Genomic DNA, 26,262 nt, shown 5'->3' on the forward strand with positions numbered 1-26,262 from the left:
TTCTTGAGGTGTCCGTACCGCAAACCGACACAGGTGGTCGAGGAGAATATCCTAAGGCGTGCAGGAGCACCCTCGTTAAGGAACTCGGCAAAATAGCCCCGTAACTTCGGAAGAAGGGGTGCCCTTGTAATGTGTAGTGACTTGCTCACGAAGCATGAAGGGGTCGCAGTAAAGAGGCTCGGGCGACTGTTTACCAAAAACATAGGTCTCTGCTAAGCCGTAAGGCGAAGTATAGGGGCTGACACCTGCCCAGTGCCGGAAGGTCAAGGGGAAGAGTTAGCCGCAAGGCGAAGCTCTGAACTTAAGCCCCGGTGAACGGCGGCCGTAACTATAACGGTCCTAAGGTAGCGAAATTCCTTGTCGGGTAAGTTCCGACCCGCACGAAAGGTGTAACGATCCGAGCGCTGTCTCAACGAGGGACCTGGTGAATTTGGGATATCCGTGAAGACACGGATTACTTGCAAAGGGACGGAAAGACCCCATGAAGCTTTACTGTAGTCTGACATTGCGTTTTGATAATTCATGTACAGGATAGGTGGGAGGCTGTGAAGGAAGGGCGCCAGCTCTTCTGGAGCCGTCCTTGGGATACCACCCTTGAATTATTGGGACGCTAACTTGCATCCGTTATCCGGAGCAAGGACAGTGTTTGATGGGCAGTTTGACTGGGGCGGTCGCCTCCCAAAAGGTAACGGAGGCGTCCAAAGGTCACCTCAGCGTGATTGGAAACCACGCGTCGAGTGTAAAGGTATAAGGTGGCTTGACTGTGAGAGAGACATCTCGAGCAGGGACGAAAGTCGGGCTTAGTGATCCGACGGTTCAGCATGGAATGGCCGTCGCTTAACGGATAAAAGTTACTCTGGGGATAACAGGCTTATCTCCCCCAAGAGTCCACATCGACGGGGAGGTTTGGCACCTCGATGTCGGCTCATCGCATCCTGGGGCTGAAGTAGGTCCCAAGGGTTAGGCTGTTCGCCTATTAAAGCGGTACGTGAGCTGGGTTCAGAACGTCGTGAGACAGTTTGGTCCCTATCTTTTGCAAGCGCAAGAAACTTGAGGAGGTCTATCCCTAGTACGAGAGGACCGGGATGGCGGAGCCTCCAGTGCATCGGCTGTGGTGCCAACTGCAAGGTCGAGTAGCTGTGCTCCGTGTGGATAAGCGCTGAAAGCATATAAGCGCGAAGCCCTCTCCAAGATTAGGTTTCTCATCCAGCAATGGAGTAAGACCCCTGGGAGACTACCAGGTTGATAGGCCAGAGGTGTAAGCATGGCAACATGTTCAGCTGACTGGTACTAATAGGTCGAGGACTTGACGGTAACTTTTCCTCTAGAAGAAGAGAGGAGAAATCTTCTTCTCCCGGTGACCATAGCAAAGGTGCCCCACCCGTTCCCATTCCGAACACGGAAGTGAAAGCCTTTAGCGCCGACGATACTATTGGGGAAAATAGGACGTTGCCGGGAGATTTTTTTTGCTTTATAAAAGATTGTGTTAATTGTTTTTTAACCCTTCGATTCTTTCTATAGTTATTTCTTTAGATTGTTCGTGATGATGCTGTTTGTCTAAATACATATAAGAGTCAGCTTCCCTGAAGATTTCTATCTTATTAAAAGGTCCTTCTTTGGTGGCATAACCAATTGACATGCTCAAATAAAGATTATCCTTTTCTTGATTAGCTTTTTCTATATTTTCTTTTAGCCTCTTAATTAGCTCTTTTGTGCAGTCCTTTGTGCACATAGGTAAGAGAATTGCAAATTCATCTCCTCCAATTCTTGATACTGTGTCTGTGCTCCTAAAAGTTGATGATAAGATTTTTGCTGCCTTTTTTATCAAAAGATCGCCCTTTTCATGTCCTAGCTTATCGTTAACTAACTTTAAGTTGTCTAGATCTACTATTATCAATGACGTGGGGCTAAACCTTCCTGAAGAAAGTTTTTCGAGCTCTTCTTCAAAATATGCCCTGTTAAAAAGTCCTGTAAGACTATCGTGAAAACTTTGATATCTAAGCTCTTCTTCAAGTCTTTTTATTTCGCTTATGTCGTGTCCAGTGCACTGAAACTCTTTAACGTCGTCTTTATATATAATCCTAAACGTCCAGTCGAAATATCTTTTTATGTTATCCTTTTCGAAGGATAATTCTATACTTTTATGAGGATTTTCAATACTTAGACTTTCTATTAAGTTCTTTATATTATCCTTATTGCTGCCAAAAAGATCAAAAAAATTATATACTTTTAGGTCTTCCAAGCCGAAGAACTTCTTAAACTCTTCATTTGCAAAACTAATTGTTCCATCATGAGAAAATCTGCACAGTAAGTCAGTTTGATCTTCTACTACAGCCTTATATCTTGCTTCGCTCTTTTCAAGAGCTTTAGTTCTTTCATTTAGCATTGAAACGTAATTTTCGATTGATGAACTCATTTGATTATATAGTATTAATAGAGGTTTAAACTCTTCTGGAAAGCTATCTATAAAGCTTTTTTCAACTCTTATTTTATAATTTCCGTCTTTTATTTGTTTGGAGAGGCTCTGAAGAAAGATTATTGGCTCATTAAGCTTTTTGATCATAATTATTGAAATAATTAAAGACGTTATAAATATTATCAAGAATGTAAATAGTATTATTGCAAAGTCCTGTTCAAACTCCTGAAATATATATCCCTCGTCAACTTGAGATGCAATTGCAAGGTTTATGTTAGGAATATTTTTCCAGAACAAAATAAAGTTTTTTCCAGAGTCACCTCTATAATTTACTAGACCATAACCGCTAGAAAAGTTTATTTTTTTATAAAGATCTTCTGGCATTTTTTTTGTTTTGTTTCCGAGTATTATAAAATCGTTTGAAAATAAAAAAGTGGATCTAGTGACAATTGAATTTTGGACGTTTAAAAGGCTTTCTAACTTTGTTAACTTTACTACGGCAAGAACCACTCCAGAAATTTGATTCGCATTATTATAAACGGGTTTTGAGAGGTATAAATAGCTGTTTAAGCCGTCATTTTGTATTAAAAAGTCTTCATTTCCCCCTATTGCCTTTTTGAAGAGATTATTGTTGTTAAAAGAAACGTGATGTGGACCACTAATCTCTACCATGCTGTAGCCGTCAGGGTTAATAAAAAAGAGGTTTTCTATTTCATCATCTGTTGACAGGCCTCTAAATAGATAGCTTATCCTTTCGTAATTGTTGTTGGCAAGAGAAATATTTGCCGATAAAATATTAAGAAGGTCTATATATTTTTTTAAATAACTTTGCAGGGTAAATTGTTTTAAACTTGTCTCTTGAATGAGTTCGTTAATTGTTCTATTTCTGGTTTCATTGTATAAGTTTGTGCCAACTAATGTAAGAACTATTAATGGAGTAATGATTAAAAAAATTATTATTACTTTAAGATAATTTTTTATGCTCAAACTTTATCTCCATTACGATTTTTAGTCTATAATACTATAATATATAGGATCTGTAAAAGAAGGGAGATGTGATGCTTCGATCTCTTGAGCCTTCTAATATTGTGATTGAGCGGAAGGGGTCGCATATAATCTCTTCTGATGGGAGGGCTTATGCGCTAAAGGACAATATCTCTCATATAGAGTGGGTTGAAGAAATAATAGAAAAAGAGAAACATTTCCTACCTTTTTTAAAAAAGAACGTCAAGACCTTTGTGTTTAGGATTTACTTTCTGGATCAAACAAGTATGCTCCTTCAGGCCGATGAAAAGTCCTATCTGGACATACTTGCTTTTGCACCATATGTAACAAAATCTGGCGTAGACATTTCTGAAATTAAAAAGTCAAGTGAGAATTTGGAAGAGAAGCCGTCCTCTAATGAAAGTGTGCAAACTCTTGATGAAAAAAACTCTGAAGAAGATAAATCTGAAAAATTACATGACGAAGAAGAGGTTCTAAAAACACAACCAGAGCCTTCTCAAATTGAAAGCGATCTTTATGAAGAGAGGAAAAAGAGGGCACGTACTTGGATCAGGAAGGTTTACGAGTCAAAGTTTGTTATAAAATTTCCTGCTTTATTCCAAAAGCTCGAAGAAATCCCTAGATCTTTTAGGAAAATTAATTTTTCAAGTCTTGTTTTTTTTCTAAAATTTAAGAAAGCTAAACCTAAAGAGCCAAAGATTGAAAGCCTTCATCCATCAAAGGCTGTTAGTTACATAATACCTCTTGTTGCCTTTTTCGTTTCTTTGATGTTAACCTTTGGAACTTTTATGTTCTTTCAGATTACTACTGCCCATGAACCACCTGATATCGCACCTCCAAGGGTCTCAATTCAAAATCCTCCTAACAATACTGTAATAAAGGGTTTAAACAATCCTATTGAAATAAGAGTTGAAGCTGTTGATAAAGGAGGTTTGGATAAAGTGAGACTCCTTTTGAATAATCTTACGCTGAGAGTGTGGTATCCAGGAGAAGATACTGTTTATAAATGGTACCCTGAAAAGATTGGAACTTTTATATTCCAGGCGATAGCTATAAATAAAGCAGGTAATTATGCGGAGTCTACTCCTGTAAAGGTAATTGTTGAACCGGGAAGTCCTAACGAAAAGAATCTAAGTGACAATCAAGACAATAATGTAGATATGTATGGAAAGGCGTTTATAATAAGATATCAGGTACACTTAAAAGAAGCCCCCTATGAATCAGCAAGTAACGTTTCAAATTTGTCATATGGAGATGAGGTTGAGGTATTAGAAAAGATAGACCCTTCGCAAGTCAAAGAGGGTGTAGTAATGAGAGACACTGTCGTTAAGAGCGTCGATGGAAATAAAGAAATAAAAGTTTATGCAGGAGAAGGATTTTCAATTAAAGACAACGTAGGATTGATGTATCAGGCGAAACTTAATAGGGAGAACATTGAAGTTTATATACCTAAATCAGATTCGCGTCTTGCCAATGATAGCGTGTGGTACAAAGTAAGGACTAAGGATGGAGTTCAAGGTTATATTTCTTCACAATATATTAGATTTTATTAGATATTTATAATTTCTCCAATCTTGTTTAGCCAATATCTTACTTCCTCATTTGCTCCAAATTTAGCTATAAGAGATCTTGTTTCTGTTAGAATTTGAGTTATAGAGTTTTGATTTTTGCCTGATGCAAGGGTAGCTATGATTATATAGTAAATTAATCTCATATGGGTGCCTAAAATTTTTAAGTTATCTGAATTTAGCAATTCTCTTGACTTTGAAAGCGCTATGTTGAAGTTATATGCGGATTCAAAAAATTTTTCTTCTTCCATGAGAAAAAGTCCTTTTTCAATTAACGCGTTAATAAGTGCAAACGCGTGTTTTGGGTTGTTTTCCTTGTTTAGCAGAGAAATTGCTCTATTTATATCTTCTAACGATTCATTCTTTAGACCTTGTTTCTTGAACAGTGCGCTTCTGTTCAGAAAAGTTTGAGAGAGCTTTATCGAATTATCGTTACTTTGTAAATTCTGTAGGATCTCAATAGCTGTGTTAAAATCTTTTAAAGATGAGTCAAAATTTTCAAGATAAAAATAATTTAATCCTCTGTGAATTAAAAGTTTGGCAATTTGTTCATCATTGTTTGCTGATATACTACTTTTTTCTTCAATAGCTCTATTTATGTCCTCGAGTGCCTCTGTATTTTTCCCCATAACAGTTAGTATAAAACTTCTTGTATCAAGTAGATCTATCAAAAAATTTGAAGTAATTTCTATTTGATTAGCATCTACCAAGTTAAAGATATAGTTAATTTTGTCCAGCGCTTCTTGAAAGTTATTGGACTCAATATCCTTATTAATTTCTTTGAAAGAATTTTCTAGATTAAATTCCATTTAGAACCTCGTTAAGAATAAATATAGTCAACCACCATCCAAACACACAGTCTTTCATCATCTGACGAGGATATTAGAAATTTATCGTCTTCCGATATATATATCTTTCTAATAATATCGTAATGTCCATTAAGAATTTTTACGATCTTATTTTTTCTTAGATCTAGAACGTATATCTTTTCATCAGATCCGCCAAAGAATAGATGTGTGCCATTTGAGCTTATACACATGTCGTTTATGTCAATAAAGTCTGTTTGATACGAAAATACAAGATTTCCACTATCAATTGAATATGCTCTTATTGTAGGATCCTTTTTCGTTGATCCCACGAACAAGAACTTACTATTTGGAGAAAATAATAAAGAATTTATATGGTTTAATCCTTCTAATTTTCTCTTTATTTCTTTTGAATCTATATCTATTATCTTTAGTATAAGATTGTCATTAATCCTTTGAGTGAAAGCTATCAGTTCGCTATTAGGAGATACTGCAACGCGATCTACGGTCAATTCGGGTGAAACTGACTTTACAAACGACTGTTTATCAATTGACCAAAGTTTTAACGTGTTTGACCCTATTACGAGATATCTTAGATCAGGAGAAAAGGTGAAAGTATTAACTTGATCATCTTTAATTGCAAATTCTTGTATTGTGCTGTTCGATTGTGTGTTAATAATTTTTATTTTATTTTTATCCTTTAAAGTAGCTAGAAGTTTAGAATTAAAAGACAATGTTGAAAAGATTATCAGGGATTCTTTAAGTGTGTTTTCATAAGTTATATTCATTTTATTATATAAATCAAATTTTACTAACTTTGACTCCCACCTTGGTTTTACGAAAAGGCAAACTGCTTCGTTTTTTTCTGTAAAAGAGGCAGAGCTCAGAAAATATCCGTTGTGTGAGAATGAATCCCTTTCATCTGATTTGAAGCTAATAGAAATATTAAGCCTATCTATTTTAGATGCAGGAAGCCAAATTTTCAAAAAACCATTTTTATATGTAATTAAAGATGATAGGTTTCCATTATTGCTAAAGGTTAGATTAACTAATTGGCCACAAATTTTTTGTTTGAAAATAGGTTCGTTGTTTGCATTAAGTTCTTTGTTTGTCCACCAAAAACTTATGTATTCGTCGAAATCTTCTATTACTAAAAGAGTTTTGTCTTTGGAGAAGAAAGCGCTTTTTGGTTTCGAATCTACAAGAGGGAGACTGCAAGATTTTGATGGATCAACTGTATTTATTATGCTTAGGCCTAAGTTTTCGGATCTAAGAGCTATGTATTCAAGGTCATCAGAAGAACCTATAAGATAGCTATTAGTTGGGAGGATCTTTGGTAGTGATAGGCTGTTTGAATGAATTGAATATATCATAAAAGAATAATGATCTTCTAGTTTTCCGGTTAAAAGGATGTCATTTTTTAATACGATCTCTTCTAAGACAAAGTTTTTTGGAAGAGGAATATCTAAAATTGTGTCTTTTTTCTCAAGACTGAAAATCGATATTTTATCTTGGGAAGAAAGTCCAACTATAAATTTATCGTTAAAATCAGCTAAGTATATATCAGATGCAATAATTTCTGGTTTTGATTTATCAAAATCTATAATTTTTACTTGGTTAGATAGGGTTTTATAAACAACAAAATTTTTAGAGCTTATATATATTTTTGTAGAAGGGGTGTCTTGCCAGGTTTTTAGTATTTTTTCTTCGTATGTAGAAAATATATTATAGTAACCCCTCAACGAGAAACAGACAAGTTTGTTGTCGTCAGAGCAGGATAAGAGGTCTATCTTCCCAATGTCAAATTTACCAGACAGAAATAGAGATCTTTGATTTGATAGTTTCAAAAAATATGAAGCTGCATCCATAAACAATCACTCGATGAAAAGTTTTGCCTGGTCTTTGAACTTTTTCCATTGTTTTTCCAGATCGCTTTTAAGGCTTTGATCGCTGTGAAGCCTGTAACCCAATAACCAGCCACTTTCTTTGTGTATTTCAGGCTCGCTTGAAGATGAGATCAAGTTTTCTAAATAAACCGAAAAGGTTTGGGTGTCATGAATATAGCCTAAAATGTCCTGAATCTTCTTTAACCTTGAAATCATATCTTTTGTGCTGGGCTTTAATGCAAAAGAAAAGGTTTCAAGAGCATATCTTAGATTTTTTGACGCTATTCTTAGTTTGTGTAGATCGCTTTCATTGTTAAAGTCAGTTTTTTTCAATCTTTTTAAAGTTTTTCTAATCCATGTGCTCAATCTTTCTTTAACAAATTTTTTCAGTTTTAAATTTACAGAATCGTCTACAAGAAAGGCTCCTTCTAACAACCAGTACCAAAAACCTAAAAATAAACTGGTAAATTTTCCTTCTGAGAAAAATGGATAGATCTGATTTAACTTATTTTGCCTTTCTTCTAATAGCTTTATGGTAAGAGTAGAGTTTTTCAAATTTTCCTGTTTTGTTGTGGAAAGAAAACTTCTCCATTCTTCTATTAATACATCCGTTTCTCTAAGAGAATTAGTCAGCTCAGTAATGCGATCGAATTCTTCCAACCAATGGTCAAGATGTTCTTGTTCTATTAGAGGTTTACCAAATTTCAACAGTGTCCTTATTTTTCTGATGGATACCCTAAAGTCATGAAGATTGTCAAAGTTTTCAGGGTTTTCGACAAATTTATTGTGATATAAGATTAGGTCTTGAAGCTTTTCTATCAATTCGTTTTGGAACCCTTCTTCAGCTATTACATCTGGGTCTCTTTCTTTTTGAAGTTCGAATTTCGGTTCAAGGTTTGCAAGCATCATGCCTCTACAAAATTTACTCCTTGGCTCTAACAAGAAATTAAATGATTTTGAAAGCTCTTCTGCAAGTTTTAAAATACAAGATATATTCCCTTCTTTAAGCTCTATTTCCACTTCACAAAAATCTTCTGTTTTTTCTTTTGCAATAATCTTGCCCACGTCAATTGCTACCTCAAGTACACTCCTATCTTCATATGTATAAATAGCTACGCTCCTGTCAAAAACTGTCTCAAATATAGGCATTAATTCAAACTTTGATTTTGTATCCTTGATGAAGCTCTTTAAATGTGAATTTCTGAGGACTGCAAGATCTGGTTTTTCGTCTTGAAGCTCAACGTTGTATTCCTTTCTTCTTGAAAAACCTCCATGGGAGTTTCCTGTTACTTTTACTGTCTGAACCCAGGTTCCATCTTCTGATCTTGTTCTAAAAATTATTCCTGAATTTAACAGGGTGTTTTCTTCAGTATCATAATATATTGAATGGATTTTCTTTCTTTGCCAGTCGTTTTTTAAAGAGTTAAATATTGGAAGCGAATATATGTCATCTATTTTTTCAGGAAAAATGCATCTTAGCTTTAACTCAATTTCTATATTTGTATTCATTTTTCCTCCTTTTGAAAATCATTAATAAACTAAGAGAGCGGATGTTCAACTCAAACATTATACATTATCAAGCTTTAATTAGGCTTCTCTTACAATCCTAAGATCTTTGCCAAATAGTTTTTTAAATAGCTTTGCAGATTTTGAGAGTTCTAATATTTCGGTTTCTAAATCGTAATTCTGGTTGTTACTGATTATCTTAAAAATTACATCACTATTTTTTATTTTTATTTTTACAGAATTTATGGCAAAACATTCACAAGTTTCTAATTGTTCGGCAAGTCTTAAAAACATCGAAAGCTTTATCAAATCCTTGAATTGTTTGCTGGTTATAAAAGATTCGTTGGGAAGTTGTTGGAATTTTATTTTATTCTCATGAAAGAGACAGATGTATGAACATCTCACAAGGTCTTTAGGTGATATTCCATATATAGGTAAATTCTGGATCAGATAGGCGCCATGTTTTGCGTGGTTATATGGATCCACATACTTTCCAATGTCGTGTAAGAAGGAAGCAATTTCTAATATTTTTCTGTCTTTGTCTTCAAAGTTGTGGAGCGGTTTTAACTGATCGAATATTGAAAGGCTGTGTTCTGTTACCTTTTTTGCGTGATTTACATCTAAGAAATACAAGTTTGCAATATTTTCTAAACTGGCCTTTAAAATATCATCATATATTAGAGGAAAAGCTTTGAAGTCTTTGTGCAGTGAGCTAAATATTATCCCTTCCTTAAGGCCGTTTCCACTGACTATAAAGTTATTAGAATCTGTAATGTCAAACAGGACCTTTAGAGGTGCCATGCCAGCTAAAATTATGTCAGATCGTTGTTTTGAAAGACCTTCAATGTTTTTTCTATTTTTTGAACTTAGGCTTGCTATATATGAATAAATCTGAAAAACTTCATTTTTTGTAAGTTCGTAATGGTGCAATTTTAGTGAAAACCACTTATGAAGAGCCCTGTGTATTTTTGCAAAAGTTCTGTTTGATCCGCCTATGCCCACAATTGGTAATTGAGACATTTTAAGACTTTTAAGCCAAGGGACATTTTGGAATTCTCTTATTAGAAAACTTTCTATATTTCTTGTATCGCAAATTTCTTTTGTTTCAGGAAAGATGTCTGTAAGGTTTACGCTTCCATATGGAAGTGAAACGAAATTCTCTATTTTTCTGTTTAAAACGTAAGTGATTTCTGTGCTTGCTCCTCCTGTATCTATAAGGATAAAATCTTTCAAGTTTACTGTATTTAGAACTCCAAGATAACCGTAGTATGACTCTTCTCTTTCAGATATAGTCTTGAAAGGTATAAAGGTTTCCTTAAAAATAAGATCCAGAACGTCTTTGCCATTCTTTGAATTTCTTATACATGCGGTAGCTACTGCAATAATTTTTTTTACGTTATAGAATTCTATTATCTTTTTAAAGGTCTTGAGCGTTTGAATGGCTCTTTTAGTAGGTTTTTCCTGTATTATATTATTTTTATTAAAGCCTTCAGAGAGCCTTACTTGTTCCTTTTTTTCCTCTATTATTCTAAAACTATTATTTTCGTTAACCTCTATAATTCCAAGTCTTATGGAGTTTGAACCAAGGTCTATAACAGATAGTTTTTCTCCCATTTTATATAGCTATCTCGTCATCAAAATTCTGAATTGGGACGAATTCAAGACTTTTTATTGCCTTTATCTCCTTATTTTTTAATTCAGCGTTCTTTAATATGGTTTCGTACAAAAGTATCTGACTGTCAATTTTATTCTGTGTGCTTTGTATAACTCTTACATACGTCCCATCTTCCCTAAGCTCTCTGGCTTTTGTATTATCTTTAAGCATAATATTTAAACATCTTTTTATTCGCTCTTTCAATTGCTCGTTTTCAACAGGAAATATTGTTTCAATTCTTCTATCAAGATTTCTGGGCATCCAATCAGCGCTGGAAAGATATACCTCTTCGTTTGAATCGTTTTTAAAGTAAAATATTCTGCTGTGTTCTAAAAACCTTCCCACTATGCTGATTACCCTTATATTTTCACTAATGCCTTTAATACCAGGTCTCAAACAACATATTCCCCTTACAATAAGGTCTATTTTAACCCCTTTTGAGGAGGCATTGTATAATTCTTCTATAATTTCGTCGTCAACTAGAGCGTTCATCTTGGCAATAATATGACCGTTTGATTTGTACTTTGCCTCTCTTCTTATTAATCTAACTAGCTTTTCTCTTAAATTAATGGGGGATACGCCTATTTTGTACCAATGACTTGGCTGCGAAAGACCTGTTAAGGTGTTAAAAAGATTTGATACGTCAGTTCCAAAGTAGACATTACTAGTAAATAGGCTAACATCTGTGTATAGCTTTGCAGTATTTTCGTTGTAATTTCCAGTCGAAAGGTGCACGTATCTTCTTATTGTGCCTTCTTCCTTTCTTACTACAAGGATAGCTTTCGAATGAACTTTTAAATGAGCTAGTCCGTATACTACATGACATCCTGCCTTTTCCAGCTTTTTTGCCCAATTTATGTTATTTTCTTCATCAAAGCGTGCTTTTAGTTCAATTACTACTGTGACTTGTTTGCCATTATCTGCTGCTTCTTCTAAGGCCTTTACTATAGGAGAATTTTTGGTAACCCTATATAAAGTCATTTTTATTGCTAAAACGTCAGGGTCTTGAGCTGCAGTGCGGACAAATTCTATGATTTTTTCAAAACTTTCAAAAGGCGTGTGTATTAAAATATCTTTTTCTTTAATAAGATCAAATATTGATTTTTCTTCAGCAACCAAAAAGTCAATAGGTTTTACTGGTGGTAAGGGTTTATCTTTGAGGTGCCTGAAGGCAGGATTTTCTTGATTGGCAAATTTCATTAAGAACGTATAGTCTAAAGGACCTTCTATCTTGTACACGTCTTCTTCGTCAAGCTCGAAATTTTCTTTCAAAAAATCTTCTAAAATTTCTGGGCAATCTCTGCTTATTTCAAGTCTTACTACTTCACCGTATCTTCTTCTCTTCAAGGACTTTTCAATCTCTTCTAATATGTCTTCAGCAATTTGTTCGTCAATAGTCAAATCTGCATCCCTTGTAATTCTGAAAATAGAACTGTGAATTATTTCTTGATTGTTAAATAGATCGCTTAAGTGATGAATTATAATGTCTTCCAACATTATAAAGCAATAATTATCATTTTCGGATGGTAAAGCAATAAACCTATCTAAGACGCTGGGAACTTGGATTATTGCAAAAACATCTTCTCTCTTTATTTTTTGATTCTTGTTTTTTACCAAATAATTGGAGTTAGCTCTCAGTAGGACAAATATATTTAGCGTTCTATTTTGGATAAAAGGGAAAGGTCTTGAATTGTCTACTGCCATAGGGGTAAGAACGGGATAAATAATGTTTTTATAATATTTCTGTACAAAATTTAACTGATTTGAATTTAGCTCGTTAATTTTTAGTATGTGTATATTGTTTTGCTTTAAAAGCGGGATAAGCTCTTCTAAAAAGAGTTTTTGCTGATCTTTAGAAATCGTATGTGCCTTTAGAGTTATTTTTTTATAAAGTTCTTTTGGCGTTAGCCCTGATGAGTCCTGAAAAATAAAGTCATCTAATACCTTGTCTATAATCGAACTGACCCTGATCATAAAGAATTCATCCATATTAGAGCTAACTATGGAAAGGAATTTTAATCTCTCAAAAAGCTTATTATTAGGATCTTGTGCCTCCTCTAAAACTCTCTTGTTGAATTCCAGAAGAGACAGTTCACGATTTATGTTGTATATTCGTTCTCTGATCAATTTCTAAACCACCTTAAGTATAGGAATAAGACCAAAAATCCTTCTAAAAAATATGGCTTCATTATTAAAGTGCCACTTTTCAAGCAATATATCTTCTCGAGTCATGGCTCTAAATATTAAATAGTGATCCTCAATGTCAAGTTTTATGTCGTGAATCTTCCCTTTTTGTGAGGAATCGAGGGCATTTGAAAGTTTTAGTATGGCCGCGATTTTAGTAATCGTTAGCCTATCTTTGATTGTCTTGCAATTAAATGAACAATCCTTTTCATCTGGGTCTTTCTTTTGGTATATTTTCACTGAGTTTGCAATAATATCTCTTTCCTCACAGCTAAGTCCTGGAATTTTTACAGAATTTATAATGCTGTATGAGTGTTCTCCTGGATCGTTTACGTCAATGACTTTACCTACATCGTGTAAGATACATGCCACCTTTAGAAGAAGCTTTTCTTTTTCTCCCATTGCATGGTAATCTTTAGTGTGTTCAAATATTGAAACCGCGAACCTTAACATCCTTTTTGATATATTGACGTCCCTTGAGTATTTTTTTGCGATGCTTTCTGAAACGCTTAAAATATCGTCTTCATATAAGTCCTCTTCATCTATTAGTATTGAGTTTGCTACTGCACTTCTGAAAGAAAAGCCCATTATTCCTACTTCTTCAAGTTCTAAGATGTCTATTATCTTTTTGAATATTATTGTTGAGGGCAAGAGTACGTTTGCTACCGGAGGTATCAGATTGTAATCTTCTACAAGATTAATTGTTGTTTTGTCCTTTATTTCGCTATAAAATTTTAGCAATTTTTCTTTACTGATATTGCTGATATCTCTTGGTGGTTCTTCTTTGAAAATTAGATTGTAAATTACTTTGCTTTCTCCTCCAAGTCCAATTGCAAAGTCTATCTTGTAGTTTTTAATTTCCTGAGAAATGGTATGCATCTTGCTTTCAATAAATTCATCCAATATGTCAGCAAAATCGAGAGTCTCTCTTTCGAGGTTAGAAAGCAACGCTCTTAGTTTAAGAGATCCAATTTCAAGATTAGAAGCATATTTGAGCCTATCTCCATCCACTATCATCAACGACAAACCGCCAGAACCAATATCAAAAATTAAAACAGATTTGTTACCAAATAGTCTTAGATAACAATCATGCCTTTTCATGTACTGATATTTATAAAACGATTCTTCGATTGTCTCTATTAATTTGATATCCAAATCTGTGGCTATTTTTATTCTTTCTATTACCAGATCGCAATTTTTTGCCTCCCTTATAGCTGTGGAAGCAAAAACCAACGTTTCCTGAACTTCGTAGGTCTTAAATACTTCTTTTAGTTCTTTGAGAATCTTTGTTAATTGAAGTAGTATTGTATTAGAGATTCTACCTATTGAAAATGTATCCTTTCCGATTGAAAGAGGTTTTTTTATATCTTCTATAGTTTCAAAAAGTCTATCTTCTTTCCTTTGGGCTATATGTGCTTTAACAAAGTTTGCCCCAATGTCAATAATGCCAATTATTTTTTTTTCTAATTTTGACTCTTCTTTAAGACATAAGTGACTGTTGTCATTGTTATCCATAGGATTATAGCTTTTCTTTTTCAAGTTCCTTTAATTTTGAATCAATATTTTTCAGTAAGTCTTTTGGATCTTTGTTCTTTTTGGTTATCTTCTTAAGCGCTACGTTTGTATTAAATTGTTCTGGGTAAAGCATATAACAGATAATCAAGAGAGCCAAGCTTCCTGTGAGAGTTCCTAGTAAAAAATATCCAATATTCTTATTTTGTTTCAAGAACAACACCTCTTGTTATATTTTTTGGCGGAGAGGGTGGGATTCGAACCCACGAGCCGAAATTAATCAGCTAACCGCTTTCGAGGCGGTCTCCTTCGGCCGCTCGGACACCTCTCCAAAATTAGGTTTAAAAGGTAAAGAATAAGAATCTCTTTTTCTTTTTATTAGACTTCTTTGGTATGGGAACGAGATCAAATGAATCAATCTGATTATAGGTTCCTGCTTTAACCTCTATAGTCCTTTTTAACGGTTTGTATCCGGGTGCGCTGACATATAGTTTGTATTTGCCGGGTTTAATGCCCTGTACGGTAAAAAATCCTCTATCAGAAGAGAATATTTCTTCATTATCAAATTTGATGGTTGCGTTTGGTATGGGGTCAAAAGTTTCTTTGCTAAGCACAAAGCCGAAAAATCCAGTATCGGAAAGTTGAGCAGGTGTGAGCTTTTCTACCTTTTTGTGACTTTTTTTAAAAAAAGGCAATTCAAATGCTCTTACATCAGATATGAATAAAGAAGAAAGAAATACAAATATCATCATTATTGAAATTAATTTTTTCATTAAATTTCCTCCTAAAATAAATTCGGATTTATGATTTAGCTTACACTGCTTCAAGCTACAACAGTCACATTATAACATTAACATATAGCAAAATATGATTTTTACCTGTTTTTTATAATTGTATCATCTTTTTATTACTAGTATTTTACCAATTGTTTTTAGAAAAAGGTTTAAGACAATATTAGAGGATAAAAATCTGGATATAAGAAATGATGTAATCGGAAGAGTTACAAAAAGAACTATTATTGCTATAAAAGATCTTGCAATTTCTGTTGCTACCACTTCAAGACTAAAGACTCTAAACCATGAAAGAGTTGGTCCTTGTATAGACACTAAGAGTATTAAGGGTAGGTAGCAGCCTATATAAGCAAAGTAAAGAGTTTGAAGTAGTTCTGGGAGACTTTCTCTGCCAGAGTTAAAAGAAGAGTTAAAGATCTCTTTCCAACTTGAAGTAGGAAAGAGCATTTTATACTGTTGCGCTGTAGAAACTATACTTGTCGACAGTTTTATTGCGGCTCCAGTAGATCCAATTAGCATTGCAGATGATAAAAGATTTGTAAAATTGATATTTAAGTTTATATCTTTTAAAAATAATCCCTCCTCGCTTATTATGCCTGTAACGTTTAGAAAGTTGTTAAGATGATAGGAAAAGATTGATGCAATTATAATACCCGAAAAAGTACCTATAATTGCGGCCAAAGCCTTTTGTGAGAAGCCACACATTAGAACTGTTTGAATAACAACTCCCATAAACAAAACTGCAATTGTTACAAAAAGGATATTTAAATTTGTTATCAAAGCAGGAATAAGCCATAACCATAAAAAGAAGATAAAGCACATAAGGCCCAGCATCAAATATATTCCTCTTAATCCGCTTGCAATAAAAATTAACAAAAAGAATGCCAAAAGAAGCCATGGATATTTGTTGCACCTTGCTATATCTGAAATGAAAAAAGTTGGCTCTTTGTTTGGCATTATTTGTTGGTAAACTATTACATTTTCTCCAGGTGAGAGTTTCAGATCATACGGAGAGTTGATCTGGTGGATGTAGTCGGTTATAAATTCTTTATCTTTAAATACTCCAGTTAGCAGTCTGATTTTAGTTTTTAAGATCTCAATATTGGGATTTTCTTTGTTTACTTCTTTCGAGATAGAAACTATTTTTGCCTCTTCATAAGATTGATTTTGGGGATCAGAGAAAGCGTTGTTAACAAAAAAGATTGAGAGATAAAAAGACAGAAAAAAGAAAATAAATAAGGTTTTTTTCATTGGAAGTTATAAAATCTTATTTATGTTTCTTGAAGAAAATGTTTTTGTGATTTCTTTCATTCTCATAAGGCAATTTACAATTTGATGGGCCCTGATTTTCCCAACTCCTTCAATCTTGTCCAATTCCTCTTCTTTGGCTCCCAAAAGTTTGTTTAGATTTTTATAATTTCCAACTATCTTTTCTACTATAGGAGAGGGGAGTCTTGGTATATTGTCTAACACCCTGTATCCTCTTGGTATAAGAGGTTGGTCGGGATTATTGAATCCAAGGTGTTTCATAACGACAAATTGATCTAATATGTCTTGTTCTGATTTGAGCTGTTTCAAGGTTTCGAGCAATTTTGGTATATCTGCTAACTTCTCTTCGCTAAGATAGTCTTTTAAGATTAAAACTTCGATCTCTTCTACTCCAGACATAAGTTCTAATAACTGCCACTTTGTTAGAAGACCGTCCTTACCAAGTTGGATGATGTATGTGTCTATTTCTTCCTCTATGAACTTCAGCATCTCAGCTCTTGTAATAATATTTGCAATATCCGATGCAGTAACACTGTCTGTGAACTCTAATACAGATAAATGTTCAAGAGATCTATTAAATACCTGTTTATAACTATCAAGAGTAGTCAGCGCTTGATTGGCTCGACTCATAATGGACGCGCTGCTTTTCAACGGATAGGTTAGATCTCCCTTATAAAGCGTTACTACGCCTCTCCTTTCTGAAATTGCTATTATCAATTCTCCAGTTTGTTTTGCAAATCTTTCAGCGGCTTGGTGTCTTGAACCCGTGTTTACGGTGGGTATATTTGGATTGGGGATTAATAGCGCGTTTGCTCTTAGAATTGTTTTTGCATCAGCATTTAATATTATTGCTCCGTCCATCTTTGATAGTTCAAACAGTCTGGCAGGAGTAAATTCTATGTCAAGTGGGAATCCTCCTACTGTAATGGGAAGCGTTTTTTCGGGATTTCCCACAACAATAAGTGCCCCGCCTCTTGCGTCTAAAATTAGGTCAACGCCGTCTCTAAGCGGGTTTCCAGGTGATATTAATTTTAAGGATTTTATCCAATCTTTTCTTTTGAATACTGAATTTTCCATTTTTTTATCCAATCTTTTAAGTCTTTTAGTTTTTTTATAATGTATAGATTAATATTCTTAAAATTCATTCCTTCATCACTGACAAATGCATTTTCTATACCAAGTTTTGCTGCTTCATTAAGCCGTTTTTCAATTTGATAAACAGTTCTAATTTCTCCAGATAAAGAGCACTCGCCTATAAAAATAGTGCTCTTTGGTATTATGATATCATAATAAGACGAAATTAAAGAAGCTGCAATTGCTAGGTCAATACCTCTATCTTCAGTATTTATGCCTCCTGTAATGTTCAAATAAATGTCTTTATCATACAATTTCATATTCAAGTGCTTTTCCAATATTGCAATTATGAGCATAAAATGATTGAAATTGATTCCATGAGAAAGTCTAGTAGGGCTAGTTTTGAAGGACTGATTGACCAGGGATTCAACTTGTACCAGAAGAGGCCTTGAGCCCTCGATGGTAATACAAAAAGTTGTACCAGACAAATCGCTACTTTGTAAAATTAGCTGTGATATATTTTTCGGTTTTATTAAGCCCTCTTCTTTCATCTCGAAGATAACCAATTCATTGGTAGATCCGAAACGATTCTTAAGCGATCTGAGAGTCCTAATTGCACTCGATCTATCCCCATGAAAAAATAGGACGCTATCAACCAGGTGCTCTATGAATTTTGGCCCAGCAATTGATCCTTCTTTAGTTATGTGACCAATTAATAGAAAGGGGATATTTGACTCTTTGGAAAATAGATTTATCTTTGATGCGCATTGCTTTATCTGTGACAGAGAGCCTATGGTAGAGCTGTCTTCAGAATCGTAAAGCATTTGTATTGAGTCTATTATAATCATAGAAAAATTGTGATTTTTTAGAGTTTTAAGGATTTTGTTTAGATCTGAGCACGATATGATTTTGATCTTTTTTTCGTTGAGTTTTAACCTTTTTGCCCTTGATGCGACCTGGCTTGCAGATTCTTCACTGGATATATATAACACGTCCTGATATTTGCTGGCTATTTGGTCTGCCATTTGAAGCGCTAATGTGGATTTCCCTATGCCTGGTTCCCCAGAAAGCAAGGTAACGGAGCCTTTTACGACTCCGCCACCAAAAATGTCATTTAGGTCTCTAAGATCAAAGAGTAGCCTTTCTTCTTCAACATAAGTTAAATTTTCTAGATCTAAAATATCCTTTTTTTCTAAAATGTCTCTTTTGCTTTGGAAACTGTTCCAGGAACCACAATTTGGACACTGTCCTCTCCAGACAGCGCTTTCATATCCACACTCTATACATATAAAATTGTCTTTATTTTTATTTGCTATTGCTGCTCCTCGTTGATACAAGTTCTTGAGTATTTTTAAATACAAATTCGCACGAATCAAAGTCAACTTCTATAGAATCACACTGCTTGATTGAGCCCTCTATAATCTTGTCAGCAATTGGGTCTTCAATTTTCTTTTGGATCAATCTCTTTAGAGGCCTAGCTCCAAACTTTGGATCATATCCTTCCTTTGCCAGTTGATTAACTACTTTTTCTGAGAAGGTTATGTCTATTAGATTGACTTTTAGTTTTTCTTTTACGTTTTCTAGCATCTTTTTGGTAATGTTTATCATATCTTCTTGTGTTAGAGAATTGAAAATGATTATTTCGTCTATTCTATTTAAGAATTCTGGTCTAAAAGTATCCTTTAACTCTCTTTGGATTTGGCTCTTTAGCTTTTCATAATCAAGCGAATTAGAGCTTGCCAGAAAACCAGGGGAGCCTTCCTTAAGCATATGAGTCCCTAAATTTGAAGTCATTATAAGTATAGTATTCTTGAAGTTAACTGTTCTGCCCTTGCCGTCAGTTAGTCTTCCGTCATCTAAAATTTGCAATAAGAGATTGAATACATCTGGGTGAGCTTTTTCTATTTCATCAAACAAAATAACTGATGAAGGTCTTCTTCTAACTGCATCTGTTAACTGGCCTCCCTCAGTATATCCTACATAACCAGGAGGAGCACCGATTAGTCGTGACACAGTATGTTTTTCCATATATTCAGACATATCAAATCTGAGGAGAGATTCTTCGCTGCCAAAAAGATATTCTGCAAGCGTTTTGGCAAGTTCTGTTTTCCCAACGCCCGTTGGTCCCAAAAATAAGAAAGAGCCCAGCGGTTTTTTGGGATCTTGAAGCCCCGCTCTTGTTCTTCTTAAAGTTTTTGCAATTGAGACAACAGCTTCATGTTGTGAAACAATCCTCTTGTGTAGGGCTTCTTCAAGGTTTAATAACTTTTTCATTTCAGATTCTGTAAGCTTCTTTAGCTCAATACCAGTCCACTCGCTAACTACTTCAGCTATGTCCTCTTCTGTCACCACTTTGACTTCAAGAGCATTGACTTCTTCCTGATTGGTAAAACTGGATATTTCGTTTCTTATCTTTTGTTCGTTGTCCCTCAACACTGCCGCTTTTTCAAAATCTTGCATCCTTATAACGTTTTCCTTTTCTTCAATAACGTTTTCCAATTTTTTATAAAGTTCTTTCCACGCTTCTGACATTACTGGCTCTTTGAGTTTAACTTTTGCTGAGGCTTCATCAAGAATGTCAATTGCCTTGTCTGGCAAGAATCTATCGGAGATGTATCTTTTGGCAAGCTTAACTGATGAAGTTATTGCATCTTCAGTAATTTTTACTCCATGGTGTGCTTCGTACTTTTCTTTTAAGCCGAAAAGTATTTGGATAGCTTCCTCTTGAGTAGGTTCTTCTACATGTATTGGATGAAACCTTCTTTCAAGTCCTGCATCCTTTTCAAGATGCTTCCTGTAATCTTCTACAGTAGTAGCTCCAATGCATTGGATTTCTCCCCTTGCAAGGGCGGGTTTTAGTATATTTGCCGCATCTACTGCACCTTCTGCTGCTCCTGCTCCGACAATTGTGTGTAATTCATCTATAAAGAGTATTATGTTGCCAGCATTTTTTATCTCTTCGGTTATCTTTTTTAGCCTATCTTCAAACTCGCCGCGATATTTTGTGCCAGCTATTAGTAGTCCCAAATCAAGAGAGATCAGGCGCTTTTTTCTTAGCATTGGTGGAACGTTGTTGTCTACAATTGCTTGTGCTAGTCCTTCTACTATTGCTGTCTTTCCAACGCCAGGATCCCCTATAAGTACAGGATTATTTTTTGTCCTTCTGCACATTATTTGGATTAGTCTTCTTATCTCTTTATCTCTACCTATTACAGGATCAAGTTTTTTCTCTCGGGCTAACGCTGTAAGATCTCTTCCAAATTCGTTCAAAAGAGGTGTACGTCCGGACTCTTTACTCTTTATTACAGAACCGCCCGAAATTATTTGGATGATTTGGCTTCTAACCTTTCCAATGTCCATGTTGAAAGATTTTAAGACCCTTGCGCCTATTCCTTCTCCCTCTCGAAGTAGTCCTAGAAGGATGTGTTCAGTACCGATGTGATTATGTCCCAGGAGCCTTGCCTCCTCCCAGGAAAGCTCTAGTACTCTCTTTGCCCTTGGCGTAAAAGGAATTTCTGATATAAGTGTGCCGCCGCCGCGGCCTATAAGCCTTTCTACTTCACGTCTTATATCTTGAGGTTCAATGTCCATTGAATTGATAACTTTGTTAGCTATTCCTGTTCCTTCAGCCAAGAGACCTAAAAGTATATGTTCAGTACCGACAAAATTATGGCCTAAGCGCTTGGCTTCTTCCTGAGCAAGGATTATAGCCTTGGCTGCCTTTTCGGTAAACTTTTCAAACATTTTAGACCTCCAGAGTGAGATTAAATTTTCTTGATATATATTATACTATGTTTATTAACATTTAGTTAGAAAATTGCCTTTATTTTTTTGTAAGATAATTTTTAAATCTTGCCAATAACCTTTATTTTTTACTGTTCTGGTAATTTTTTGCTGCAATAATATTTCATAATATTACATTTAATATTACATTAAATTCTTTACAATACATTAAATAAAGTTTCCAAACGGGTAAATTGCCAGATTCTACCAACATGTGATATATTACTTTTAATCAACATTATAAAAAATTAAATTTTTAATTTAAAATTGAAAAGAGGTTGATACTTTGAGGATTCTAGTTACTGGAGCAGCTGGTTTTATAGGTTCTAACTTGGTTAAGGCTCTTGAAAATCACTTTCCTACTTATGAAATATATGCCTTAGATGATTTTTCAAGCGGTCATTTTAAAAATCTTTTGGGATTTAAGGGAGAAGTAATAACTGCTGATATATCTTGCAAAGAAGTTTGGGAGAGATTAAAAGACTATAGATTTGACGTTATATTTCATGAAGGTGCCATATCTGACACAAGGGTCTTAGATCAAGGTCTAGTGATGAGGGTAAACACGGAGTCTTTTAAATATTTGCTCGATCTTGCAAAGTGCTCTAAATCAAAGGTAATCTATGCTTCTAGTGCTGCAGTTTATGGGAATTCGCCTGCGCCGCAAAAAGAAGATGAAGGCTTAGTGCCAGAAAACGTTTATGGCTTCTCAAAATATGCAATGGACATGATAGCGCTCAAGTTTATGGAAATAAACCCTGATATCCAAGTTTGTGGTATGAGATATTTTAACGTGTATGGTCCCGGTGAGGATTTTAAAGGTGAATATGCGAGTATGATAAGACAGATGTTTATGAGAATTAAAAAAGGACAAAATCCAAGACTTTTTAAATATGGCGAGCAAAAAAGGGATTTTGTGTATATAAAAGACGTAATTAATGCAAACATAAAGGCAATGGAAAGTGACGTATCTGGCATATTTAACATAGCTACTGGAGTGGCAAGGTCATTTAACGATATTGTAAAGATCATTTCTGATGTTACGAAAAAAGATATCAACGTAGAGTATTTTGATTGTCCGTATGACTTTTATCAGAATTTGACTCAAGCTGACATTTCAAGAGCAAAATCTTTTTTGGGGTATATCCCTGAATACGATCTTGAGACAGGCATAAAAGAGTATATAAATTACTTAGAGAAGTTCTAAATTTTTAAAGTTTTAAAAAGCATTTTATCCAAGTTTTTAAGAAAGCGATTGAGATTAAATGAAAGTATACTTTATTTGTTAAATGTATTAATTATGGTTATTTCAGATATAAATACTTAAGTATATATAAAAAGAAAAATTATTTGAATTATCAGAATTTATAAAAAATTCAAATTTTGTGTTACAATACCTATCAAGGTAATCACTCTTGGGTAAGTCTTATGAAGGGATTTACCTTACAAGATTTTTTTGGTGACTCTTCACAAAAAGAGAGGAGGGGTAACAGGAAAACAACGTTTTTGTTATTTGTTTTAAGAATTCTTACCTTCATGAAGGGGGTGTTGTTTTTTGTTATCTAGTTTGGCTAAGAATAAGGTTAGTAGAAGGGATTTTATGAAAGCCTGTGCGGCTATGGCCGTATATCTGGGCTTGAGCGAGTCTTTTGCTCCAAAGATTGCTGATGCAGTTGAAAATGCAAGCAAAAAAGCTCCTGTAATATGGTTAGAGGCTCAAGACTGTGCCGGTTGTTCAGAAGCCTTCCTCAATCTTACAGAACCCACTCCTACGCAGATTATTCTTGATACCATTAGCTTGAAGTATCACGAGACCATTATGTTTGGAAGCGGATATGTTGCCGACAAGGCTTTGGATGAGGCTATGAAGACTCCGGGATACGTTTTAGTAGTTGAAGGCTCAATACCCACTGCGGATCCTCTATTTTGCACAGCAGGAACTATGAGCGATACCAATCCTGCAAGAAGACCAGTGGTTGAGACGCTTAAAGAAGCTTATAAAAACGCTGCTGTAGTCATAGCGCTTGGATCTTGCGCTAGCTGGGGCGGTGTAGTGCAGGCTACTCCTTCAAAGGGTAGAGGAGTAAGCGATATTGTTGGGAAAGAAAAGGTTATAAACCTTCCAATGTGTCCATGCAATCCCGATCATCTTGTAGGAACCCTTGTTTATTATCTTACTTTCAAGAAAGCTCCGCCGCTTGACATTCACCAGAGACCTTTAATGTTCTTTGGGACTCTCATTCATGACAATTGCCCAAGAAGGGGACATTTTGAGAGAGGCGAATTCGTAACCAATTATGGTGATCCAAGTCAGGCTGAATACTGCTTGTACTTAAAGGGTTGTAAGGGACCATTTACTTTTAGCGATTGTCCGTCAAGAGGTTTCAATGACAACGTAAACTGGTGTATAAAGTCTAATGCTCCTTGTGCTGGTTGTTCGCAGCCAGAATTTTATGCTGGGTTCTCTCCTCTTTATGAGAAGTCTAATGACGTTAATTTGCCAGGTATTGGTGGAGTGCCATCTGAAACTGTAGGTACGGTAGCTGCAGCTGTGACTGCACTGGGAGTCGCTGCCCACCTTGTTGGCCGCTCTGTATTTGGCAAGAAGAAGGAGGGAGATAAATAACTATGGCGAACAAAATTGTTATAGACCCAGTTACAAGAATTGAAGGGCATTTGAGAATAGAAGTTGAGGTTGAAAATGGTGTAGTCAAAGATGCATGGTCATCAGGCACTATGGCAAGAGGATTTGAGGCCATGCTTGTTGGTAGGCAACCAATGGATGCTATTTATGTGACAGAGAGATCTTGTGGCGTATGCACTATGGTGCATGGGCTATGTTCTTCGAGGGCTTTAGATATGGCATATGGTTGTAAGGTTCCAGAGGCAGGCATACTTCTTAGGAATCTTATGCTTGCAGCTTTGTATATGGGAGATCATATACAGATCTTTTACAACTTAAATGCACCTGATTATATAGATATAACTGCAGTTGCAGGATATAAAGGTAACGATCCAAAACTACTTGCCATAAAAGATAAGATCGTAGCGCTCGTAAAGGCTAATGATACAGCTCCCTTTACGCCAGCATATAAAGGAGATCAATATACTCTTACCGATCCAGAAATAGTTACAACGCTTGTTTCCCACTATATACAGGCTATTGAGGCAAGAGCCATTGCTCAAAAGTGCATTGCAATATTTGGCGGAAAGTCGCCTCACCAGGCAGGAGTCATTCAGGGCGGTGTAACGTATCATCCGAATCTTGAAGATTTGGTGAAGTACAAAGAGTATATTGCAAAGGTAATTGATTTCGTGCAAAACGTTTACTGGAAAGATATACTCTTCCTTGGGTCAGGGCCGCTTCTTCCTGTTGGCCAAGCAGGTCTTGGAGGAGGGTATAACAATTATCTTTCAGGCCCAGAATTTCCTCTAGACAACAGCGGAAAGAATTTCTTGTGGAAGGGTGGAGTAGTTACAGATGGCAATCTTGGCGCAGTACAGCCTCTAGATGGCCAAAAGATTGCTGAATCAGTTGCTCACTCCTGGTATGACTATTCAAATAACCAGCCACTTTTACAGCCATTTGAGGGAGAGACTAAGTTCAACCTCAAAAAAGAGGGGGCATACAGCTTCTTAAAGGCTCCACGTTACGACGGCAAGCCCTATGAAGTAGGTCCACTTGCTTGGGCTATGACGGTTCAGCCAAAGGAATTTATGGATATTGTTACAAAACTAAACATTAAACCAGGATTTTTGGCTCGTCATGCGGCAAGAGCTTATCAGGCTGTAGATGTGTCAAAGAACGTTATGAAATGGGTAGATGAACTTGCCTCGCTAATGGGCAAGGGGCCATTAATTGTAAATGATGACAAGCCTACACCAGATAGCGCAAAAGGATTTGGCTTTGTTGAGGCACCAAGAGGATTTTTGAGTCACTGGGCAGTAATTGAAGGAAAGAAACTAAAGAATTATCAACAAGTCGTTCCTACTACCTGGAACGCATCTCCTAGAGATGCCAACAACGTTCGCGGACAATATGAACAATCTCTGATAGGAATTCCTGTTCCAGACCCAGAAAATCCAATAAATGTTGTAAGAAATATCAGGTCGTTTGACCCGTGTCTTGCGTGTGCAGTTCACATTATCCATCCAGAGAGCAACCGCATCTTGAAGTTTGTTGTGGAGTAGGGAGGCATACTATGGCGCGTTTAGAAGATCATCCACTGCCACAAAGAGTTATGCACTGGATTAATTTGCTGTGCATGTTAGGACTCATTATATCTGGCTGGTATATCCATAGCCCATTTGCACCAGGATGGATGGGTGCTCTAAGATGGCTTCATTTTTCATTGGCATACATCTGGATCTTGAATGCGATATTTAGAATTTACTTTGCGTTCGCTGGTTCAGATAAGGATTGGAGAGAATTTGCATATACTGGAGAAGACTTCAAAAATATCATTCCACAGATCAAGTACTATCTTTTCTTAGGTCCTCATCCTCATACAGGAAAGTACAACCCACTTCAGAAAGTAGCTTATAGTTGGCTTTTGATTGTTCTTTTCATCTTTCAGGCAACTACGGGTTTTGCTCTCTTGTGGCCAACAGGCGCTTTTGCTGGAGTAGTACACTTTTTTGGCGGTTTGTATTATTTAAGATTGTGGCACTATTTTGGCATGTTTGCGTTCATCATATTTATAATTGGTCACGTTTATCTTTCTGTTACAGAAGCATGGGATCAAGTACCGCTTATGTTTTTTGGTATTGCTAAAAAGGATTAATTTTAAATTTAGTTTTTATTTGCC

18 protein-coding genes, 1 tRNA gene and 2 rRNA genes (1 of these 21 only partly in view) are annotated in these 26,262 nt (G+C 35.5%); 7 read left to right on the forward strand and 14 right to left on the reverse strand.

Translation table 11 applies throughout. The annotated features are described in order from the left end of the window. Positions 1-1,314: ribosomal RNA gene (locus tag THENA_RS01630) — 23S ribosomal RNA — on the forward strand (it extends 1,692 nt beyond the left edge of the window). Between the two features lie 39 nt (positions 1,315-1,353). After that, a 5S ribosomal RNA gene (gene rrf, locus THENA_RS01635) occupies positions 1,354-1,458 on the forward strand. Between the two features lie 28 nt (positions 1,459-1,486). Here the strand turns inward: rrf and THENA_RS01640 are convergent. Further along, positions 1,487-3,403 carry a diguanylate cyclase domain-containing protein gene (locus THENA_RS01640; protein WP_013755696.1) on the reverse strand — a complete coding sequence of 639 codons (1,917 nt, stop codon included), beginning with the start codon at positions 3,401-3,403 and terminating at the stop codon, positions 1,487-1,489. Positions 3,404-3,471: 68 nt separating this feature from the next. On the opposite strand from THENA_RS01640, the gene THENA_RS01645 reads away from it, so the two are divergent. Next, on the forward strand, positions 3,472-4,974 hold the full coding sequence (locus tag THENA_RS01645) for an SH3 domain-containing protein (protein WP_154645297.1): 1,503 nt from the start codon (positions 3,472-3,474) through the stop codon (positions 4,972-4,974). On the opposite strand, the gene THENA_RS01650 is transcribed toward THENA_RS01645, so the two are convergent. The 13 genes from THENA_RS01650 to THENA_RS01710 form a co-directional block, all read right to left on the reverse strand. After that, positions 4,971-5,798, reverse strand: a complete 828-nt coding sequence (locus tag THENA_RS01650; RefSeq protein ID WP_013755698.1) for a tetratricopeptide repeat protein — start codon at positions 5,796-5,798, stop codon at positions 4,971-4,973. The two genes, THENA_RS01645 and THENA_RS01650, sit on opposite strands and share 4 nt — an antisense overlap. Before the next feature lie 11 nt (positions 5,799-5,809). Further along, positions 5,810-7,663: a WD40 repeat domain-containing protein gene (locus THENA_RS01655; protein ID WP_013755699.1), complete on the reverse strand. Its 1,854-nt coding sequence runs from the start codon at positions 7,661-7,663 to the stop codon at positions 5,810-5,812. A gap of 6 nt (positions 7,664-7,669) precedes the next feature. Next, positions 7,670-9,190, reverse strand: a complete 1,521-nt coding sequence (locus THENA_RS01660) for a CYTH and CHAD domain-containing protein (RefSeq protein WP_013755700.1) — start codon at positions 9,188-9,190, stop codon at positions 7,670-7,672. A gap of 78 nt (positions 9,191-9,268) precedes the next feature. Next, complete coding sequence (locus THENA_RS01665; protein ID WP_013755701.1) at positions 9,269-10,801, reverse strand: Ppx/GppA phosphatase family protein; 1,533 nt, start codon at positions 10,799-10,801, stop codon at positions 9,269-9,271. Position 10,802: 1 nt separating this feature from the next. Beyond that, positions 10,803-12,968, reverse strand: coding sequence for an RNA degradosome polyphosphate kinase (locus THENA_RS01670; protein ID WP_013755702.1), 2,166 nt, complete (start codon positions 12,966-12,968; stop codon positions 10,803-10,805). A gap of 3 nt (positions 12,969-12,971) precedes the next feature. Next, positions 12,972-14,540, reverse strand: coding sequence for a Ppx/GppA phosphatase family protein (locus THENA_RS01675; RefSeq protein WP_013755703.1), 1,569 nt, complete (start codon positions 14,538-14,540; stop codon positions 12,972-12,974). Between the two features lie 4 nt (positions 14,541-14,544). After that, positions 14,545-14,751, reverse strand: coding sequence for a hypothetical protein (locus tag THENA_RS01680; protein ID WP_013755704.1), 207 nt, complete (start codon positions 14,749-14,751; stop codon positions 14,545-14,547). A 25-nt stretch (positions 14,752-14,776) separates the two neighbouring features. Further along, positions 14,777-14,868 (reverse strand) — tRNA-Ser (locus THENA_RS01685). Positions 14,869-14,878: 10 nt separating this feature from the next. Beyond that, positions 14,879-15,310: a carboxypeptidase-like regulatory domain-containing protein gene (locus THENA_RS01690; RefSeq protein WP_013755705.1), complete on the reverse strand. Its 432-nt coding sequence runs from the start codon at positions 15,308-15,310 to the stop codon at positions 14,879-14,881. 123 nt (positions 15,311-15,433) lie between these two features. Continuing rightward, entirely contained in the window at positions 15,434-16,579 is a 1,146-nt protein-coding gene (locus tag THENA_RS01695; RefSeq protein ID WP_013755706.1) for a YibE/F family protein, read from the reverse strand. A gap of 6 nt (positions 16,580-16,585) precedes the next feature. Next, positions 16,586-17,686, reverse strand: a complete 1,101-nt coding sequence (gene disA / locus THENA_RS01700) for a DNA integrity scanning diadenylate cyclase DisA (protein ID WP_052296041.1) — start codon at positions 17,684-17,686, stop codon at positions 16,586-16,588. Then, the gene (gene radA / locus THENA_RS01705; protein ID WP_013755708.1) at positions 17,638-19,008 is read right to left on the reverse strand and encodes a DNA repair protein RadA; all 1,371 of its coding nucleotides are present in this window, start codon (positions 19,006-19,008) and stop codon (positions 17,638-17,640) included. Before radA ends, disA begins: the two co-directional genes overlap by 49 nt. Further along, positions 18,977-21,415 (reverse strand): ATP-dependent Clp protease ATP-binding subunit, encoded by a 2,439-nt coding sequence (locus THENA_RS01710; protein WP_013755709.1) that lies wholly within the window; start codon positions 21,413-21,415, stop codon positions 18,977-18,979. The genes radA and THENA_RS01710 overlap by 32 nt, the downstream gene beginning before the upstream one ends. 325 nt (positions 21,416-21,740) lie before the next feature. On the opposite strand from THENA_RS01710, the gene rfaD reads away from it, so the two are divergent. The 4 genes from rfaD to cybH all read left to right on the forward strand — a co-directional run bounded on the left by rfaD (position 21,741) and on the right by cybH (position 26,238). After that, positions 21,741-22,661, forward strand: coding sequence for an ADP-glyceromanno-heptose 6-epimerase (rfaD, locus tag THENA_RS01715; RefSeq protein ID WP_013755710.1), 921 nt, complete (start codon positions 21,741-21,743; stop codon positions 22,659-22,661). A gap of 348 nt (positions 22,662-23,009) precedes the next feature. Continuing rightward, positions 23,010-24,080: a hydrogenase small subunit gene (locus tag THENA_RS01720; RefSeq protein ID WP_013755711.1), complete on the forward strand. Its 1,071-nt coding sequence runs from the start codon at positions 23,010-23,012 to the stop codon at positions 24,078-24,080. Positions 24,081-24,082: 2 nt separating this feature from the next. Next, positions 24,083-25,645 carry a nickel-dependent hydrogenase large subunit gene (locus THENA_RS01725; RefSeq protein ID WP_013755712.1) on the forward strand — a complete coding sequence of 521 codons (1,563 nt, stop codon included), beginning with the start codon at positions 24,083-24,085 and terminating at the stop codon, positions 25,643-25,645. An 11-nt stretch (positions 25,646-25,656) separates the two neighbouring features. Further along, positions 25,657-26,238 (forward strand): Ni/Fe-hydrogenase, b-type cytochrome subunit, encoded by a 582-nt coding sequence (gene cybH, locus THENA_RS01730; RefSeq protein WP_013755713.1) that lies wholly within the window; start codon positions 25,657-25,659, stop codon positions 26,236-26,238. The last annotated feature ends 24 nt before the right edge of the window (positions 26,239-26,262 follow it).

Origin of the sequence: Thermodesulfobium narugense DSM 14796, assembly GCF_000212395.1 — a bacterium.
GTDB lineage: Bacteria > Thermodesulfobiota > Thermodesulfobiia > Thermodesulfobiales > Thermodesulfobiaceae > Thermodesulfobium > Thermodesulfobium narugense.

What these genes read in the sequence shown, in the direction of transcription:
- THENA_RS01650 (WP_013755698.1), bottom strand. Translation starts at nt 5,798, where the DNA reads ATGGAATTTAATCTAGAAAATTCTTTCAAAGAAATTAATAAGGATATT.
- THENA_RS01655 (WP_013755699.1), bottom strand. Translation starts at nt 7,663, where the DNA reads ATGGATGCAGCTTCATATTTTTTGAAACTATCAAATCAAAGATCTCTA.
- THENA_RS01660 (WP_013755700.1), bottom strand. Translation starts at nt 9,190, where the DNA reads ATGAATACAAATATAGAAATTGAGTTAAAGCTAAGATGCATTTTTCCT.
- THENA_RS01665 (WP_013755701.1), bottom strand. Translation starts at nt 10,801, where the DNA reads ATGGGAGAAAAACTATCTGTTATAGACCTTGGTTCAAACTCCATAAGA.
- THENA_RS01675 (WP_013755703.1), bottom strand. Translation starts at nt 14,540, where the DNA reads ATGGATAACAATGACAACAGTCACTTATGTCTTAAAGAAGAGTCAAAA.
- THENA_RS01690 (WP_013755705.1), bottom strand. Translation starts at nt 15,310, where the DNA reads ATGAAAAAATTAATTTCAATAATGATGATATTTGTATTTCTTTCTTCT.
- THENA_RS01695 (WP_013755706.1), bottom strand. Translation starts at nt 16,579, where the DNA reads ATGAAAAAAACCTTATTTATTTTCTTTTTTCTGTCTTTTTATCTCTCA.
- THENA_RS01710 (WP_013755709.1), bottom strand. Translation starts at nt 21,415, where the DNA reads ATGTTTGAAAAGTTTACCGAAAAGGCAGCCAAGGCTATAATCCTTGCT.
- THENA_RS01725 (WP_013755712.1), top strand. Translation starts at nt 24,083, where the DNA reads ATGGCGAACAAAATTGTTATAGACCCAGTTACAAGAATTGAAGGGCAT.
- cybH (WP_013755713.1), top strand. Translation starts at nt 25,657, where the DNA reads ATGGCGCGTTTAGAAGATCATCCACTGCCACAAAGAGTTATGCACTGG.